We start from the raw sequence: 14762 nt of genomic DNA, 5'->3' as shown, positions 1-14762 counted from the left end.
CGATCAGCTGAGTTTCGAGCTGGAGCGACGGATGATCTTGATCGAGTGCGTCAGGGTCGGCTTGCGGGTCACGCTGATCGCACGGCGGTTGACGGTGTCGATGGTGATGTTCCAGAACCCGGTGCTCGGCGCGGTGATGCGGGCCGGAAAGGTGTCGAACGCGCCGCCGTGATAGGTGTGACGGCCGCCGTTCTTGAAGCTGCGGAAGTTGGCGTCGTTCATCAGACGGATGTTGCAGGTTTGTGAGCACTGGATGACGACGATGTCGTCTTCGTTGAGGTGCTCGCGCTGGTGAATAAATTTCATGGGCGCCTCCAGAAGGGCTTTTTCTACAAAATCAAAACGATAGCAGGGTCGATTGGCGCAGTTTATCAGCCCGGACAGGTTATTATCCGGCCGTCGGGCGCCGCTTTGACAATTAAAAACAGTTATTCGCGATTTCATGTGCGTTAAATGCAATGAGCCTCGGAGAAAAACGGCATTCACGCTGTCCGAGGGTCTTTATAGGAGATTCTGTATGAAGTGGGGTGTGGTCTTTGTGCCGTTGGCATTGGCGATGGGTGGTTGCGCAAGTGTTTCGGAAATCAATGAAACACTGCCGACCATGAGCGTCATTTCCGGCAAGAAACCCCACGAGTACGCACAGTGTCTGGCCGACAAGCTGGCGCAAAGCCGCGGGGCCCTGCAAATGGAGCCGCACAAGGACGGGGTTCGGGTGATCGTGCCAGGGAAGTTGTCGTCCGGCCCGGCAGCGGTGTTTGACATTGAGGACCGCTCCGGCGGCAGCAGCATCAAGTTGCACGAGCGCATGTCCAACGTGCCGATACGTCCAAGGGATGTGCGCAATGCCGCCACGGTGTGCATTTCCGGCTGATAAACTATCAGTCATCGGTATTGATGCCGTCCAGGTCACGCCTGGGCGGCATTGTCATTTCTGGAGATGTGCATGAAGCGAGAACAGGTGCGCGAGCGCCATAAAGAGGGGCTGATCGCGGCCACCCATGTGATTCAGAACCCGGCGAATTCGGGTGAATGGATCGTGTTTTTCAAGAAGAGCGCCGGGCGCAGTTATTTTCTGGTGGATGAAAACGACGAAGTCGAATCGTTTGGCCGTCTGGATGACCTGATTGAGGTCGTTCGCGGGTTGGGGATCAAGTTCGCCGAAATTCACATGTAAAACTTACTTGCAGACCACCACGACACTACGGTTCTTGTAGTTGCCGACATCGATACCCAGCGTTTTGTCGCTTTCCTTGGACGCCGGTGTGCCATCGGTTCCGACGATGCGATAGCCGGTGCCGGCGCAGGAGGCGTCAGCCTTTTCATAACAGGTTGCCCAGGAATTGGCCTCGCCGGAGCAATCGATGCTCAACCCTTGCTCGCCGTTGTCCAGGTAAGTGGGTTGAGAGCTGGCGCAGCCGGCCAGGGCCAGAAGTGCTAACAGGGGCAGCATGCGGTGCAGCGTACGGGTGTTCATGGCGATGTCGTCTTCGGAAGGAGAGGGCTAGACGCTATGACAGCGCCGGCATGAAAAGGTTATAGCGATTGGCCACATCTTCATGTTCAAAAAAAGCCCCGCGCAATGGCAGGGCTCTGGATGCGTTACAGCTGATCAGTCCTGATCCTTGCCGCGACGCTTCGGTGCAGGAGGCGTGTAATCAAGCACCGCGGCTACCTCAATCGCCATCGCTTCAGTGGGCAATGGACCGGACACATCTTCGCCGTTGGCGGCGGTGATATGCCACTGGCCATCTTTTGCCTTGGCGACGGTGTACCCGTTGATGATTTTTGCTGCGGACATCTAGCGGCCTCGTTGGCTGGTTCAAAGGCGTCATGATAACGGGAAACGGGCAAACGGGCGCGGGTCGATGCGGTGTTCCTGAATCTTTGGGCTACGCTGAATGCGCAGCTTCTGCGTGCGGATTGAACTATCCGCCAGAATATTTCTCTATGTTGACATCGGTTAGCCAGTGCGGGGCATTGTAAGGTGCACGCCGCCTGATTAGACTGCGCCGAAACTCGTACACACAGCCCTTTCAAGGACTTATATGATCAAGAAATGCTTGTTCCCAGCAGCCGGTTACGGTACTCGCTTCCTTCCAGCGACTAAAGCCATGCCCAAAGAAATGCTGCCGGTGGTAAACAAGCCACTGATCCAGTACGGCGTCGAAGAGGCTCTGGATGCTGGTCTGACAGAGATCTCCATCGTGACCGGCCGTGGCAAGCGTGCCCTGGAAGACCACTTCGACATCAGCTATGAGCTGGAAAACCAGATCAAGGGCACCGACAAAGAGAAATACCTGGTCGGTATCCGCAAGCTGTTGGACGAGTGCTCGTTCTCCTACACCCGTCAGACTGAAATGAAAGGCCTGGGTCATGCGATCCTGACCGGTCGTCCGCTGATCGGCGATGAGCCGTTTGCCGTGGTGCTGGCGGACGACCTGTGCGTCAACCTCGAAGGCGACGGCGTACTGACCCAGATGGTCAAGCTGTACAAGCAGTTCCGCTGCTCGATCATCGCCATCCAGGAAGTCGATCCGGCAGAAACCAGCAAGTATGGCGTCATTGCCGGCGAGATGATCCGCGACGACATCTACCGCGTACACAGCATGGTCGAGAAGCCAAAGCCGGAAGACGCGCCGTCCAACCTGGCGATCATTGGTCGTTACATCCTGACCCCGGACATCTTCGACCTGATCGAACAGACCGAGCCAGGCAAGGGTGGTGAAATCCAGATCACCGACGCCCTGATGAAACAAGCCCAGAACGGCTGCGTGATGGCCTACAAGTTCAAGGGCAAGCGTTTCGATTGCGGTGGTGCCGAGGGTTATATCGAGGCAACCAACTTCTGCTTCGAAAACTTCTACAAGACTGGCAAGGCCTACTGATAGCGCCTGATCTGTCTGTACGAAAAAGCCACCTTCGGGTGGCTTTTTCATTTTTCGCCCCTATATCGGCAGGAGTGCTTGCCCAGCGGACGACGCCGGGTATGCTGATCGCCTGCCGAGGAGATAGAAATGGCCTACGATTTTGACCTTTATGTGATTGGTGCCGGTTCCGGCGGTGTGCGGGCTGCGCGTTTTGCTGCCGGTTTCGGTGCAAAAGTGGCGGTGGCCGAGAGCCGTTATCTGGGGGGCACCTGCGTCAATGTCGGCTGTGTGCCGAAAAAGCTGCTGGTGTACGGCGCGCATTTCGCCGAAGACTTTGAACAGTCGTCCGGTTTCGGCTGGAGCCTGGGTGAGGCGAATTTCGATTGGGCGACCCTGATCGCCAACAAGGATCGCGAGATCAATCGCCTGAACGGCATTTATCGCAATCTGCTGGTCAACAGTGGCGTGACCCTGCACGAAGCTCACGCGAAGATCGTTGGCCCGCATGAGGTCGAGGTCAATGGTGAGCGTTTCACCGCGAAAAATATTCTGATCGCCACGGGCGGCTGGCCGCAGATTCCGGAAATCCCGGGGCATGAGCATGCCATCAGCTCCAATCAGGCGTTTTTCCTGAAAGAGCTGCCCAAGCGTGTCCTGGTCGTCGGCGGCGGTTACATTGCGGTCGAATTTGCCGGAATCTTCCATGGTCTGGGTGCGGAGACCACGTTGCTGTATCGCGGTGATCTGTTCCTGCGCGGCTTCGACGGCTCGGTGCGCAAGCATCTGCAGGAAGAGTTGACCAAGCGCGGCATGAATCTGCAGTTCAATGCCGACATCGAGCGGATCGACAAGCAAGCGGATGGCAGCCTGAAGGCGACCCTCAAGGATGGTCGTGTACTGGAAGCGGACTGCGTGTTCTACGCCACCGGTCGGCGTCCGATGCTGGACAATCTCGGGCTGGAAAATACCGAGGTGCAGCTGGACGACAAGGGCTTCATCAAGGTTGACGAGCAATATCAGACCACCGAGCCGTCAATTCTTGCGCTGGGCGATGTCATCGGTCGCGTTCAACTGACGCCGGTGGCGCTGGCTGAAGGCATGGCGGTGGCGCGACGTCTGTTCAAGCCAGAGCAATACCGCCCGGTGGATTACAAGATGATCCCGACAGCGGTGTTCAGCCTGCCGAATATCGGCACCGTCGGCTTGACTGAAGAAGAGGCGCGGAAGGCGGGGCACGACGTGGTGATCTACGAAAGCCGTTTCCGCCCGATGAAACTGACCCTGACCGAATGCCAAGAGCGCACGCTGATGAAGCTGGTGGTCGATGGCAAAACCGATAAGGTGCTTGGCTGTCACATGGTCGGGCCGGATGCCGGCGAGATCGTGCAGGGCCTGGCGATTGCTCTGAAGGCTGGCGCCACCAAGCGTGACTTCGACGACACCATCGGGGTGCACCCGACGGCGGCCGAAGAGTTTGTCACCATGCGCACGCCGGTCGGCGCTTAATCGTCCTTTGAAGCTTTTGCGTCTGGCGCTGCCGCAACGGTAGTGGCCAGGCGCAAACTGTCCTGAGCTTGGGTCAGTTGCTTTTCCAGTGACTGGTTGAGCTGGGCGTGCTCGTCGACGCTCTGCTTGAGTGTCTGGCTGTCCAGCAATGCCACGCGCAAGCGTTCCTGGAGGAGGGTGCGTTCGCTGTCGACACGCGTCGCTTGCTCCAGCAGTTGATCCTGACGCTGATTGCTGTGTTTGAGCTGATCCTGCAGCAGGCTCAGTTCACGCAACGTGCCGCGGTTCTCGGTCAGCAAGCGTTCGTTGTCGCGGTGCAATTGAGTGATTTCATCCTGGCGCACCAGTGCGCTTTGCTGCGCCTGACGCAACTCCATCTGCAACTGCTGAACCTGACTTTCGTGACGGCTCTGTTCCTGTTCGCGCTGCTCCTTGACGGCATTGCGGTAATGCTCAAGCGCGTCGCGAGCGTGCAGGTGCTTTTCTTCCAGCGAGCGGATCTGCTCGTCCTTGTCCTGCAAGCGTAATTCGAAATCTGCCAGCGCCTGATTCAGGCCGGCATTGCGTGTCTGTTCGGTTTGCAGCATCGAGCGAGTGTCGCTCAACGCTTCGGATTCCCTGGCCAATGCAGCGCCCTGGATGTCGTGCTTTTGCTCCAGTTGCGCATGGTTCTGACGGAGCTGATTCAGCTCTGCTTCCAATGCCTGCCGTTGCTGCTCGTACTGTTCGCGAGCCTGGTCAATCGGCTCCTGCGCCTGTTCTTTCAGGCGTTGCGCCAGGCGCGTGACGAGCGCCAGCAGCTCGTCATCGATGGGTTCTGCCGAAGGATCAGCCGGTGCGCTGCCGTCATCCAGCTCCTTCAGATAGCGATGAATCGTGGTTTTGGAACCCGTATTGCCCAGCTCGATGCGTACTGCGTCGATGCTTGGGTGTTCGCCACGGGCGAGGATCGCTGAGCGCGCGATCTGGACTACTGCTTTATTAACGCCGCCACGGGCCATATGTGCTCCTACGATTACGTACTGTGGTACATGCCACTAAAGTACACAGTGTACCATGCTGAAAATAAAGTTAAATGTTTCAAGATGAACGGGCGGGATATACTGGTATTACCCCGTGTGAAGCGCCAGAATCCGCTTTTCAATCTTCAAATCAGTACATCTGCGAGAAATCAGCCCATGAGCGATATCGATCGCTATCTGCAAGCCGCCACCCGTGACAACACCCGCCGCAGCTATCGTGCGGCCGTCGAGCATTTCGAAACGGTATGGGGCGGGTTCCTGCCCGCGACGGCTGACAGCGTCGCGCGGTATCTGGTGGCTCATGCAGGCGTGCTGTCGGTCAATACGCTGAAGTTGCGCTTGTCGGCACTCGCGCAGTGGCACAACAGTCAGGGGTTCGCCGATCCGACCAAGACGCCGGTGGTGCGCAAAGTCTTCAAGGGCATCCGTGCGCTGCATCCCGCGCAGGAAAAACAGGCCGAGCCGTTGCAACTGCGTGATCTTGAACAGACCGTGGCCTGGCTTGAACAGGAAATGAAAGAGGCCCGAGAACAACAGGACCGGCCGTTGCTACTCAGAGCCTGTAGGGATCGAGCGCTGATTCTTCTGGGGTTCTGGCGGGGCTTTCGCAGTGACGAGTTGTGCCGGGTGCAGATCGAGCATGTGCAGGCCCACGCCGGCAGCGGTATCACCCTGTACCTGCCGCGCAGCAAGGGCGACCGGGAAAACCTCGGTCAGACCTATCAGGCCCCTGCGTTGCTGAAGCTGTGCCCGGTGCAGGCCTACATCGACTGGATCACCGAAGCGGCGCTCGTACGCGGCCCGGTGTTTCGCGCTGTCGATCGCTGGGGCAACCTGAGCGAGGAGGGCTTGCACGCCAACAGCGTGATTCCGCTGCTGCGACAGGCCCTGGAGCGCGCCGGGATCTCCGCCGAGCGCTACACCAGCCACTCGTTGCGGCGCGGCTTTGCCACCTGGGCCCATCAAAGCGGCTGGGATCTCAAGTCGTTGATGAGTTACGTGGGCTGGAAGGATATGAAGTCCGCCATGCGCTATGTTGAAGCGAGCCCCTTTCACGGGATGGCCCGGATTACGGATAAGCCGTTGTCGTCGTAGATATCGTTTTCTTCTATTAATACAGTCCGCTAATAGCGAAAACAAATCAGCAGCATCAGGTTTGCCAATGAGCCATCCGTCGAGTGAGTGGGTAGGATTCACCCATCGAATTCACAACCCTGACGGAGAGTCATCAATGCCTATCATCAACAGCCAAGTAAAACCGTTCAAAGCTACCGCGTTCAAAAACGGCGACTTCGTACAAGTCTCGGACGCTGACCTGAAAGGCAAATGGTCCGTAGTGTTCTTCTACCCAGCCGACTTCACCTTCGTTTGCCCAACCGAGCTGGAAGACCTGGCCGACAACTACGCTGCCTTCCAGAAACTGGGCGTAGAAATCTACAGCGTTTCGACCGACACCCACTTTGCCCACGCTGCCTGGCACAACACTTCGCCAGCCATCGGCAAAATCGAATACACCATGATCGGCGACCCGACCCACGTCATCTCCCGCAACTTCGACGTACTGATCGAAGAAGCTGGTCTGGCTGACCGTGGCACCTTCGTAATCAACCCTGAAGGCCAGATCAAAATCGTTGAACTGAACGATGGCGGCGTTGGCCGTGACGCTTCCGAGCTGCTGCGCAAGATCAAGGCTGCTCAGTACGTTGCTGCTCACCCAGGCGAAGTTTGCCCAGCCAAATGGAAAGAAGGCGAGGCCACTCTGGCTCCGTCCCTGGACCTGGTCGGCAAGATCTAAGTCTGTGACACGCAACGCAGGGCGGAACTCCGCACCTACCTAAGTAAGCTGCACCGCCCAATAGAAAAGCCCGGGCGAGATTCGCTCGGGCTTTTTTTCGCCTCAAATAAAGTCAGGAGATCGCCCGTATGTTGGACGCCAATCTTAAAGCCCAGTTGAAATCGTACCTGGAACGGGTCACCCAGCCGATCGAGATCGTTGCTTCTCTCGACGACGGTGCGAAATCCCGTGAAATGCTCGACCTGCTGAAAGACGTTGCCAGTCTTTCGCACCAGATTACCTTGATCGACAGTGGCGACGATGCACGCAAACCGTCGTTCTCGATCAACCGCCCGGGTGCCGACATCAGCCTGCGTTTCGCCGGCATCCCGATGGGCCATGAATTCACTTCGCTGGTGCTGGCCCTGCTGCAAGTCGGTGGCCACCCTTCGAAGGCCAGTGTCGAAGTGATCGAACAGATCCGCTCGCTGAAGGGCGAGTTCAACTTCGAGACCTACTTCTCGCTGTCCTGCCAGAACTGCCCGGACGTGGTTCAGGCGCTGAACCTGATGGCCGTGCTGAACCCGAACATCCGCCACGTCGCCATCGACGGCGCGCTGTTCCAGGACGAAGTCAACGATCGCAAGATCATGGCCGTGCCGAGCATTTACCTGAACGGCGAAAACTTCGGCCAGGGCCGCATGGGCCTGGAAGAAATCCTCGCCAAACTCGACACCGGCGCCATCGAGCGTCAGGCCGAGAAAATCAGCGCCAAGCAGACTTTTGATGTGTTGGTCGTCGGCGGTGGCCCGGCCGGTGCTTCGGCGGCAATCTATGCGGCACGTAAAGGTATTCGTACTGGCGTTGCGGCCGAGCGATTCGGCGGTCAGGTGCTGGACACCATGGCCATCGAGAACTTCATTTCCGTACAGGAAACCGAAGGCCCGAAACTGGCGACCGCGCTGGAAGAACACGTCAAGCAGTACGACGTCGACATCATGAACCTGCAGCGTGCCGACAAGCTGATTCCGGGCAAGAGCGGCGAGTTGCACGAGGTTCGCTTTGCCAGCGGCGCAACCCTCAAAGCCAAGAGCGTGATTCTGGCGACCGGTGCGCGGTGGCGAGAAATGAACGTGCCGGGCGAGCAGGAATACCGCAACAAAGGCGTGGCGTACTGCCCGCACTGCGACGGTCCGCTGTTCAAAGGCAAGCGTGTGGCGGTGATTGGCGGCGGTAACTCCGGCGTCGAGGCGGCCATCGACCTGGCCGGTATCGTGTCCCACGTAACCTTGCTTGAGTTCGACGTACAACTGCGTGCCGACGCGGTCTTGCAACGCAAGCTGCACAGCCTGCCGAACGTCACCGTGATCACCAGTGCGTTGACCACTGAAGTCACCGGCGACGGGCAGAAGGTCAACGGCCTGCGTTACAAGGATCGCAACAGTGACGAGCTGCGCACTGTCGAGCTGGAAGGGATCTTCGTGCAGATCGGTCTGCTGCCTAACACCGATTGGCTCAAAGGCACCATCGAGCTGTCGCCGCGTGGCGAGATCATCGTCGACAACCGTGGTGAAACCTCGATCCCCGGCATCTTCGCTGCCGGTGACGTGACCACCGTGCCGTACAAGCAGATCGTGATTGCGGTAGGCGAGGGCGCCAAGGCTTCCCTCAGCGCCTTCGATCACCTGATCCGCACTTCAGCGCCGGCGTAAATCCCGGGCCTGAAAAAGAAAAACCCCATCAGCGATGATGGGGTTTTTTATTTCTTCAACGTCCTCTCCCCAAGGAAGAGAGGTTTCAGCGCTTACAGCGGCGCCGGCTGAATGATCTCGACCCAGTAGCCATCCGGGTCCTTGATGAACGCCAGGCTTTTCATGCGGCCATCGGTCAGGCGCTTCTGGAAGTCGCAGCCCAGTTCTTCGAAACGTGCGCAGGCGGCGACGATGTCCGGCACCGAAATGCAGATGTGGCCAAAACCGCGCGGATCGGTGTTGCCGTTGTGATAAGCGAAGTCCGCGTCGTTCTCGGTGCCGTGGTTGTGGGTCAGTTCCAGAATGCCGGGAATCGACTTCATCCACTCGGTGCGCGCAGCGGCGTCGGCCGGGATCTGCGATTTTTCGACCAGCGCGAGGAAGTACAGGCTGAATTCCGCTTCCGGGAAGTCACGCTTTTCCACCAGCGAGAAGCCCAGTACGCGGGTGTAGAAATCCAGCGACTTGGTGATGTCCTTCACGCGCAGCATGGTGTGGTTGAAGACGAAATTGCGGGTTGCGCTGTCCGGGGTGGCGGTCACACCAGGGAAAGTGTTCAGTTCTTGCAGGCTCATGAGCCCTCCGTAACAAATTGGGGCGAGTGAATGGGCGCAATGATACGCATGCCTTGCGGCATCGCCAAACCGAAAGCGCGGGCTTGCCCTGTGGGCGGGCGGGCCTCAGACTTTACGGCTTAATCCGCGAGTGCCTCTGGTAATGATCCGACCGTTCAAATCGCTGTTCGTTTTCTTCGGCTTGTCCCTCATCGCGGCTGCGGCCTGCGCTGAGGCGCCGAGCATTACCTGGCCCGCCGGCTGGCAAGTCGAAGCGCTGCCCGAAACCGCACCGGAGGTTTCCCGTCAGCGGGCGGTGAAGACTGATGCCGATGGCAATCAGGTCATGGTGATGGAGTTGACGATGACGCGTGTGGAAACGGGTCATCAGGTCAATTTGCAAGGCGTGTTGCTGGAGATGCGCAAGTCGGTACAGAAAGACTTTTTCCAGGGCGGCTATCAGAGTGTCTGCAACAAGGTTCATTCGAGTACGCTCGGTTCACTGGCGGCGCTTGAAACCACTTGTACCGTCACCGAAAACGGCCGTCATGTGCTGTCACAAACATTGGTTGCCGCAGTAGAGGCAGACAAAGCCTATGTACTTTCCTATGCCGGGCAGGCCGAGGTTTACAAGGCCAGTGCGGATGAAATAGTGGCGGCGAGAAACAGCTTGAAATTTTAGTCATCTGTTCGGTGGTCAGTGGGGCGTTAGATACCTGAAGTGATTAAATACAAAGTTGATCGCCCGGCAATGACGCAACATCCGGAAGCATAGTTCCAGTGCAAGACGGTGTTTGGCTCTCAACTTTCGCAACAAGAAATTGTTGCATTTGTTAGATATCGTCCAAAAAAAAACCCTGCAAATGCAGGGCTTTTATGTTTGCGAGGGATTAACCGCGCAACCAGGAATCAACGGTGGCTGCACCGTATTGTTCCTTCCAGGCCTTCAGCCCGCGATGGTTGCCGCCCTTGGTCTCGATCAGCTCGCCGGTGTGCGGGTTCTGATAGACCTTGACCACGCGAGCGCGGCGGGTTTTAGGTGCCGCGGCCTGTTGCAGGCCGGATTTTGCCGGATTCGGATCGAGGATGGCGATGATGTCGCGCAGGCCTTTGCCGTAGGTTTTCATCAGCCCCTGGAGCTTTTCTTCGAATTCGATTTCTTTCTTGAGCCCGGCATCGTTCTTCAGCGACTCCAGCTGCTTGAGCTGTTCTTGAAGGGCCTTTTCGGCTGCGCGAAATTCAGCGAGTCTGGACAATATCTTTACTCCAATAGTGTGTTTGGCTGATACCAACCGCAAACAAAGCTATAAGCCAAGAGCCTTGAAGCGACTCGGTGATAGTGGCTCACCTGCCAATCTAGCAACAGGTAAGAAAAATTGTAGTAGTTAATGCGTCAAGAGTAAATCATGACTTTTTCTTTATGTAAAAACAGCGATGTCTTGTATCAATTTGGTGCGATCGCTCTGAGCCCGCCGGTTTTATCGCGTTTAGTTAATGGTGAGTTAATGCATCGATGAAGTCTGCGGCCGGCATCGGTTTGCCAAACAGATAGCCTTGCAGAAAGTTGACGTGGTGCGCGGTCAGGTAATCTGCCTGGGTCTGTGTTTCCACGCCTTCGGCTACCGTGCCAAGGTCCAGTTTGGCGGACAGTTCGATGATGCTGTCCAGAATGTGGCGGGACAGGGCGTCCTTATCAATCATGGCGACAAATGTCTGGTCGATCTTCAGGAAGTCGACATTGAATGTTCTCAAGTAACCCAGGCTCGAATGACCGGTGCCGAAGTCGTCGATGGCGATTTTCACGCCCATGGCGCGCAGTTGTGCAAACAGTTGATGGGTGATGTCGGTGGGCTCGATCAACTCGCGCTCGGTCAACTCCAGCACCAGACTGATGCTGCCGGGGGCGAATGCCGCCAGAAACTCGCGGCAATCTTCCAGCAACTCCAGATCCTGGCAGTGACTGGCCGTAATGTTGATGCCGATGTGAAAGGGCGCCACAAAGGAAGACGACAGCGGCCCGAGGGCAACGGCGGTCTGTTGCATCAATGAACGGGTCATCGGCACGATCAGCCCGGAGTGTTCGGCAAACGGTATGAACAGGTCCGGACGCACCAGGCCTTCTTTGGGATGCTTCCAGCGCATCAACACTTCAGTGCCTGACCATTGTTTGCTGTCGCCATGCACTACCGGTTGAAAGTACGGAATGAATTCCCCCGCTTCCAGTGCGCGAAGCATTTCGTGACTCGGCGACGTAGAGCGTCTTTGCATGCTGTAGCCGATCGCGCCGGACACCGCACCAAAAAACATCAGCAGGCTGAACAACGGCGGGTACTCGTTGCTCATGTACCGCCAGGTTTCACCTTCAGGGAAACCGGCCGACACCGTGAAAGCGTAGTGCGATGAGTTCAAGGTACTTTGCGCAACCGGCAACTCGGGCAGAGGGCCTTGGTGCACTTTGCCGTCGGCGGAAAGCCAGGTGTTGCCCACTTGCAGCAACAGCAATGTCTGCCGACCGATCAGCCGCAGAATATTGCTCAAGTGATAACCGTCCAGCGTGGTCAGTGCGCCACCACGACCGTCGCTCAGCCGATACACCAGCAGCGCGGTGTCAGGCGTGACCGGGTTGCCGTTCATGAGCCACAACTTGCCCTGGGCATAATCGCCGGGATTGACCGCTTCCTTGAAGTCGCCGAACAGCGAACTGCAATAGAGGTTGTTGTCCCACACCAGATTGGTCGAGCGAACGAACGGGCGGCGGGTCACCTGTTCGCGCAAGGCCAGTTTGACGTTCTCGCACGTCTGGCCTGCCAGCGGCAGCAAATCACGCGCGGCCTGGGCGGTGTTGTCGAGCATCAGTTCGAATTGGCGCAGGGCTTCGTTGGCGGTTTCCCGGGAGCTCTGCTGGAGTGTGCGTTCGGCCTGCATGTGGAGAATGACGCTGCCGATGATGATCGGAAGCGCGCCACAAAGCAGTGTCACGATGATTCGGGTGCTGCGTTTGCGGCGGGGCCGGGCGGTCAGCGGCATGGGCGCATCCTGTCGCGATGAAATGGGATTCTCGATTGCAGACGGGGCAACGGAGCACCTTCCGGAAAGCGTTTGCTCTGTGCCCATGATAGATGGCCGATGGCGCTTGTGCCGCTCATCGGTAATCCAGCCGTGTCGCCAGCTGGATAAAGGCCAGGGCGGCGGGTGAAGCCTGACGTTGGTCAAGCACGGCCAGACCGACTTGTCGTTGCACGATGGGTGACAGCGGTCGCTTCACGTAGCGCGGATCCGCCTCAACCGGCAGAGAACCTTCGGCCACGACGGTAATGGCATCGCCCCGGCCCACGGTGTCGAGGGTGCTCAGCAACTGCGAGCAGCGGTAGCGGATATTCGGGCTCAACTTGGCTGCGTTGAACATCCGCGACACCAACTCCGAGGAACCCGCCTCGGTCAGCACGAACGGGTCGTTGCACAGCTCCTTCAGAGTCAACGCATCACGAGTCGCCAGCGGATGATCGAGAGGGAGCAGGGCGACCATCTGATCTTCCACCAGGGCAAACGTGTCGAATCGATCTTCAGGCAGGACCACGAAACCGATATCGATCCGCCGCTCCTCGAGCCACTGGACCACTTGCCGATCCGGCCCTTCGTCGATGTGCACCTCGATGCCCGGATGCGCCTCGCGGTAATGCCGAAGAATGTTCGGCAGCAACCTGATCGAAGACGTCGGGCCGAACGAGCCGATACGCAACGTGCCGCGTTTCATGCCCCGCGCATCGGCGGCTTCCTGACGCAATGTGTTGGCCAGCCCGAGCATGGCTCGTGCGCGCAACAGCAATTGTTCGCCAATGTCGCTGAGCTCCACGTGCGATTGATGGCGGCGCAGCAATTCGACGCCCAGTTCCTGCTCCAGCGATTTCAAGGCGTGGGACACCGCCGACTGTGAAATCCCCAGGCGATGAGCGGCGAGGGTGAAGCCGCGTAGCTCGGCCACCAGCGAAAAGATCTCGAGTTGGGTCAGGGTCATGAGTAAAGACTCATTTTACGATGATGTTGAATCAGTCGAATGATACGTCATTCGTCAGTTTCATCGTCGGGAGTGTTATGAACAGTCATGAATCCATTCGTCCGGTCGCCTCGGACATGCCGGTCTATCTGAACCTCGCCATGGTCAGCATGATCTGGGGCGGGACCTGGGTGGCCGGACGGTTTCTGGCCGGCAGTCTGAGTCCGATCTTCGCTGCCAGTCTTCGGTTCTTGCTGGCCAGCGTCGCGCTGCTTGGATTTTTGTGGCTGGCGCGGATTCCCTTCGCACGGCCGACGGCGGGGCAATGGCTGCAACTGGCATTGCTGGGGTTCTTCGGGATTTTCTTCTACAACCTGTGCTTTTTTTACGGCCTGCAATACATCAATGCGTCGCGGGCTTCGCTGATTGTTGCGTTGAATCCGGCGGTGATTGGCCTGGCGTCATGGCTGCTGTTCAAGGAACGCCTGAGTCGATTGAAAGTCATCGGAGTCCTGGTCTGCATCGGTGGAGCGGGTGTGGTGATCGTCAGTCGCAATCCGCAATTGCTCGCCGCTACGCCAGACGCCTGGATCGGCGATCTGCTGATTCTCGGCTGCGTGTTGAGCTGGGGTGTTTATTCACTGTTCTCCCGCCACCTCAACCAGAGCATCGGCCCGTTGCAGACGGTGACCTTTTCGGTTTTGCTCGGCACGCTGATGCTCTGGGCGCTGGCTGCCGTTCGCGGCGAAGTGAGCGGGGCGGCAGTGGCCAACCTGGGGATGACGCAGTGGCTGAGCCTGATCTATCTCGGGGTCCTGGGCTCGGCGCTGGCCTACATCGGTTACTACGATGGCATCCGCAAAATTGGCGCGACCCGCTCCGGCGTGTTCATTGCGCTCAACCCGCTGACCGCCGTGATGGCCGGTGCGATCCTGCTGGGCGAGCAACTGACGCTGCCCATGTGCCTGGGCGGCGTGCTGATTCTGTCGGGCATCTGGCTGTGCAACAAACCCCTTGCACCGGGCCGAAAAAAGCGGATTTTATAGAGAGGGCAGACAACCCTATTTACGCTGTGTAGAATCGGGTTACGCATACAATAATAATCGTCTTCTGGCAGCAGAAGCCTCGCCCGCAAGAGCCTTGGGTCGACAATGAAGATATTCGGGTTTCAACTGATCTACGGTGACTTCCTCGCCCGCAGTGTGCGTGGCATCTCCTGTGCGCCACCCACCGGTCTCAGCATTACTGACAAATAACTTTGGTTAATTGATAAGAATGATGAGGCGCCAAC

The 14762-nt window shown here is 57.8% G+C and carries 17 protein-coding genes; 9 read left to right on the top strand and 8 right to left on the bottom strand.

The window, feature by feature from the left end:
• Window positions 1-3: 3 nt before the first annotated feature.
• Window positions 4-306: a DUF1883 domain-containing protein gene (locus IF199_RS16340; RefSeq protein ID WP_007958929.1), complete on the bottom strand. Its 303-nt coding sequence runs from the start codon at window positions 304-306 to the stop codon at window positions 4-6.
• A gap of 211 nt (window positions 307-517) precedes the next feature.
• Here IF199_RS16340 and IF199_RS16335 point away from each other — a divergent pair, with 211 nt between their 5' ends.
• Together IF199_RS16335 and IF199_RS16330 are read left to right on the top strand one after the other, a co-directional pair.
• Window positions 518-874 carry a hypothetical protein gene (locus IF199_RS16335; protein ID WP_096821537.1) on the top strand — a complete coding sequence of 119 codons (357 nt, stop codon included), beginning with the start codon at window positions 518-520 and terminating at the stop codon, window positions 872-874.
• A gap of 72 nt (window positions 875-946) precedes the next feature.
• Entirely contained in the window at window positions 947-1177 is a 231-nt protein-coding gene (locus IF199_RS16330) for a hypothetical protein (protein WP_096821535.1), read from the top strand.
• A 3-nt stretch (window positions 1178-1180) separates the two neighbouring features.
• Here the strand turns inward: IF199_RS16330 and IF199_RS16325 are convergent, their stop codons facing one another.
• Together IF199_RS16325 and IF199_RS16320 are read right to left on the bottom strand one after the other, a co-directional pair.
• Window positions 1181-1462, bottom strand: a complete 282-nt coding sequence (locus IF199_RS16325) for a hypothetical protein (protein WP_176504872.1) — start codon at window positions 1460-1462, stop codon at window positions 1181-1183.
• Between the two features lie 150 nt (window positions 1463-1612).
• Window positions 1613-1801 (bottom strand): hypothetical protein, encoded by a 189-nt coding sequence (locus tag IF199_RS16320; RefSeq protein WP_096821531.1) that lies wholly within the window; start codon window positions 1799-1801, stop codon window positions 1613-1615.
• A gap of 247 nt (window positions 1802-2048) precedes the next feature.
• Between IF199_RS16320 and galU the strand changes: the two genes are divergently transcribed.
• Complete coding sequence (galU, locus tag IF199_RS16315; protein WP_085710029.1) at window positions 2049-2888, top strand: UTP--glucose-1-phosphate uridylyltransferase GalU; 840 nt, start codon at window positions 2049-2051, stop codon at window positions 2886-2888.
• A 129-nt stretch (window positions 2889-3017) separates the two neighbouring features.
• Window positions 3018-4376 carry a glutathione-disulfide reductase gene (gorA, locus tag IF199_RS16310; protein WP_192558108.1) on the top strand — a complete coding sequence of 453 codons (1359 nt, stop codon included), beginning with the start codon at window positions 3018-3020 and terminating at the stop codon, window positions 4374-4376.
• Here the strand turns inward: gorA and IF199_RS16305 are convergent.
• Complete coding sequence (locus tag IF199_RS16305; protein WP_192558107.1) at window positions 4373-5377, bottom strand: DNA-binding protein; 1005 nt, start codon at window positions 5375-5377, stop codon at window positions 4373-4375. The genes gorA and IF199_RS16305 overlap by 4 nt on opposite strands.
• A gap of 177 nt (window positions 5378-5554) precedes the next feature.
• On the opposite strand from IF199_RS16305, the gene IF199_RS16300 reads away from it, so the two are divergent.
• From IF199_RS16300 to ahpF, 3 genes are all read left to right on the top strand, one after another.
• On the top strand, window positions 5555-6493 hold the full coding sequence (locus IF199_RS16300; RefSeq protein ID WP_192558106.1) for a site-specific integrase: 939 nt from the start codon (window positions 5555-5557) through the stop codon (window positions 6491-6493).
• 136 nt (window positions 6494-6629) lie between these two features.
• The gene (ahpC, locus tag IF199_RS16295; protein WP_003224621.1) at window positions 6630-7193 is read left to right on the top strand and encodes an alkyl hydroperoxide reductase subunit C; all 564 of its coding nucleotides are present in this window, start codon (window positions 6630-6632) and stop codon (window positions 7191-7193) included.
• 128 nt (window positions 7194-7321) lie between these two features.
• The gene (gene ahpF / locus IF199_RS16290; RefSeq protein WP_192558105.1) at window positions 7322-8884 is read left to right on the top strand and encodes an alkyl hydroperoxide reductase subunit F; all 1563 of its coding nucleotides are present in this window, start codon (window positions 7322-7324) and stop codon (window positions 8882-8884) included.
• 92 nt (window positions 8885-8976) lie between these two features.
• On the opposite strand, the gene gloA is transcribed toward ahpF, so the two are convergent.
• On the bottom strand, window positions 8977-9498 hold the full coding sequence (gene gloA, locus IF199_RS16285; protein WP_192558104.1) for a lactoylglutathione lyase: 522 nt from the start codon (window positions 9496-9498) through the stop codon (window positions 8977-8979).
• 142 nt (window positions 9499-9640) lie between these two features.
• Here gloA and IF199_RS16280 point away from each other — a divergent pair, with 142 nt between their 5' ends.
• On the top strand, window positions 9641-10159 hold the full coding sequence (locus IF199_RS16280; protein WP_096821524.1) for a DUF4946 domain-containing protein: 519 nt from the start codon (window positions 9641-9643) through the stop codon (window positions 10157-10159).
• Between the two features lie 208 nt (window positions 10160-10367).
• Here the strand turns inward: IF199_RS16280 and IF199_RS16275 are convergent, their stop codons facing one another.
• The 3 genes from IF199_RS16275 to IF199_RS16265 all read right to left on the bottom strand — a co-directional run bounded on the left by IF199_RS16275 (window position 10368) and on the right by IF199_RS16265 (window position 13492).
• Window positions 10368-10733: a histone-like nucleoid-structuring protein, MvaT/MvaU family gene (locus IF199_RS16275; RefSeq protein WP_096821522.1), complete on the bottom strand. Its 366-nt coding sequence runs from the start codon at window positions 10731-10733 to the stop codon at window positions 10368-10370.
• Window positions 10734-10968: 235 nt separating this feature from the next.
• Window positions 10969-12504: an EAL domain-containing protein gene (locus tag IF199_RS16270; RefSeq protein ID WP_192558103.1), complete on the bottom strand. Its 1536-nt coding sequence runs from the start codon at window positions 12502-12504 to the stop codon at window positions 10969-10971.
• 115 nt (window positions 12505-12619) lie between these two features.
• Window positions 12620-13492, bottom strand: coding sequence for a LysR family transcriptional regulator (locus tag IF199_RS16265; protein ID WP_192558102.1), 873 nt, complete (start codon window positions 13490-13492; stop codon window positions 12620-12622).
• A 77-nt stretch (window positions 13493-13569) separates the two neighbouring features.
• Here IF199_RS16265 and IF199_RS16260 point away from each other — a divergent pair, with 77 nt between their 5' ends.
• Entirely contained in the window at window positions 13570-14517 is a 948-nt protein-coding gene (locus IF199_RS16260; RefSeq protein ID WP_192558101.1) for a DMT family transporter, read from the top strand.
• Window positions 14518-14762 lie beyond the last annotated feature (245 nt).

This window comes from Pseudomonas allokribbensis (assembly GCF_014863605.1).
Lineage (GTDB): Bacteria > Pseudomonadota > Gammaproteobacteria > Pseudomonadales > Pseudomonadaceae > Aquipseudomonas > Aquipseudomonas allokribbensis.
The sequence above is the reverse complement of the archived record's forward strand: the minus strand, read 5'-3'. Positions and strand labels throughout refer to the sequence as shown.